Source organism: Marinomonas sp. TI.3.20, assembly GCF_038155025.1.
Taxonomy (GTDB): Bacteria; Pseudomonadota; Gammaproteobacteria; order Pseudomonadales; family Marinomonadaceae; genus Marinomonas; species Marinomonas flavescens.
This window is the reverse complement of sequence record NZ_JBAKAS010000078.1, coordinates 1-454: the sequence shown is the minus strand read 5'-3', so window position 1 is coordinate 454 and position 454 is coordinate 1. Positions and strand designations below refer to the sequence as shown.

The 454-nt window shown below is 55.9% G+C and carries 1 protein-coding gene; it reads left to right on the top strand.

Annotated features, from left to right (window positions below; genetic code table 11):
- A partial coding sequence (locus V6259_RS19640; protein WP_341585968.1) for an Ig-like domain-containing protein occupies nt 1-454 on the top strand: 454 nt, incomplete at both ends.

Here is a 454-nt window from a genome sequence, read left to right as displayed (position 1 = left end):
TTAGCGTGACCTTGGGTGGCGTGGACGCGGATGCACAAACCGTGAAAGTGACGTTCAGTGATGGCACCAACAACGTGGTTGTGGACGCGACACAAACTGACGGCGTCTGGAGTGTGGCGGATGCGGACCTAAGCGATCTGACCGACGGCACGATTACTGTCAGCGCTTTGGCAACCGACGATGCAGGCAACACGTCAACTAAAACAGATACGTTAGATTTAGACACCAGTGCGGACACTGACAACAACTTCAGCGTGACCGTGGCGACAAGCGACGAGATCACCAACGCGGCCGAAGCGGATTCTGTTAGCGTGACCTTGGGTGGCGTGGACGCGGATGCACAAACCGTGAAAGTAACGTTCAGCGATGGCACCAACAACGTGGTTGTGGATGCGACACAAACTGACGGCGTCTGGAGTGTGGCGGATGTGGATCTAAGTGATCTGACCGACGG